Here is a 1,690-nt window from a genome sequence, read left to right as displayed (position 1 = left end):
ATACATTCGTAATCAACAAAAGAAATAGCGAAAGGAGCTGAACCTAGATGGGAACACCAACATACGTGATGACTTTGCCTTTGAAAGTTGAAACATGGCAAGAACACATCTTAGAAAAACGCTTAAACATTGGGCGAAATATCTACAATGCCTGTCTAGGTGAAGCTTGGCGTAGATATAAATACATGATACGGAACCCCAGATACTGGGAATCGGTTCGTATGCCGAAAGGGAAAGAACGCAATCAACTTCTGAATCAATTGAAAGAACAATACGGCGTTCGTAAATTCGACTTAAATATGTACGTTCAAGAAATGGGGCATAAGTTTAAGCGAAATATCGGTTCCCAAATGGCTCAGAATATCGCTGAACGAGCGTTTCAAGCCATGGAGAAAGTCATGTATGGGAACGGTAAGAAAGTACATTTTTGTTCAGTAGGACAATTCTTTTCCTTAGAAGAAAAGACCAATAAGACTGGTTTTCGTTACATTCCCGAAAACAAACGCATGGAATGGTTGGGGGTTATCCTGCCTGTTATGATGAAAGATCAAGATGAATACGCACATCTTGCGCTTCAGGATAAAATCAAATATTGCAGACTTTTAAAAAAGCAAATTCGTGGTAAAAACCGTTACTTCGTTCAATTTGTATTAGAAGGTTTTCCACCAAGGAAACGCAATCAGAACTATTCAAAAGATGAAAACGCTCGCGTTGGATTAGATATTGGCACATCCACGCTTGCCGTTACTTCTGAAAATGAAGTGAAGCTACTTGAGCTGGCAGAAGGTTTGGCCGTAGAAGAACGCAAAAAGCGTATCCTGCAACGTAAATTAGATCGTCAGCGTAGAGCGAATAACCCTAACAAATACAATGACGACGGCACAATCAATAGATCAAACCGCGAGAAATGGATTCAAAGTGAAAATTACAGGAAAACTCGAAAGGAATTAGCGGAAATGAGCCGAAAGGTAGCTGATAAGAGAAAGCAAGCACACAACCAACTGGCAAACCATATTCTCTCGTTAGGTTTAGATGTTCGAGTTGAAACAATGAATTTCAAAGGACTTCAAGCAAAAGCAAAGAAAACAGAGGTTAGTGAAAAGACTGGACGATTTAAACGAAAAAAACGTTTTGGAAAGTCATTAGCGAATCGTGCGCCATCGATGCTTCTTTCGATAATCGATAACAAACTAAACTATTTCGGCTTATCCCTAAAGCGGATTGACACCGCTAAAGTAAAAGCCAGTCAATTTGAACACTTTACGCAAACTTACGTGAAGAAAAAACTCTCAAAACGTTGGAACCACTTCGAACAAGGTGATGTTCAACGTGATTTGTATAGTGCCTTCCTCATTATGAATACAAAAGATAATCTGTGTGAAATAGATGTTGAACGAGCAAATAAAACTTGGAACCACTTCTTTGATAAGCACCAACAGGAAATAGAACGAATAAAACAGTTGAACAAGAAACAATTAAGTAGTATTGGATTGTAAAGCTTCGATACAAAAGGGTTTTGAACTGAGCCCACAGGGCGATAATGGCAGCAATCGTTGCCTTGTCCATGAAAGTCTAAGGGAAATAGCTGAGTGGCTGATGTCAGCCGAAAACTCGTTTTCGGTTATTCAGACGAAGGCTGAATGAAAGTACCTTAGAACCTCGTGACTTTAGTCATGAGAGGTTCAGAAAC

General features: G+C 39.4%; 1 protein-coding gene. It reads left to right on the top strand.

Annotated features, from left to right (window positions below; translation table 11 throughout):
- Positions 1 to 47 precede the first annotated feature (47 nt).
- Positions 48 to 1,496, top strand: a complete 1,449-nt coding sequence (locus GMB86_RS15250; protein ID WP_155221394.1) for an RNA-guided endonuclease TnpB family protein — start codon at positions 48 to 50, stop codon at positions 1,494 to 1,496.
- The last annotated feature ends 194 nt before the right edge of the window (positions 1,497 to 1,690 follow it).

This window comes from Terrilactibacillus tamarindi, from assembly GCF_009718825.1.
GTDB classification, from domain to species: Bacteria; Bacillota; Bacilli; order Bacillales; family Sporolactobacillaceae; genus Terrilactibacillus; species Terrilactibacillus tamarindi.
Note: the sequence above shows the minus strand (reverse complement) of the source record. Positions and strands in the feature narration are given on the sequence as shown.

What these genes read in the sequence shown, in the direction of transcription:
- GMB86_RS15250 (WP_155221394.1), top strand. Translation starts at nt 48, where the DNA reads ATGGGAACACCAACATACGTGATGACTTTGCCTTTGAAAGTTGAAACA.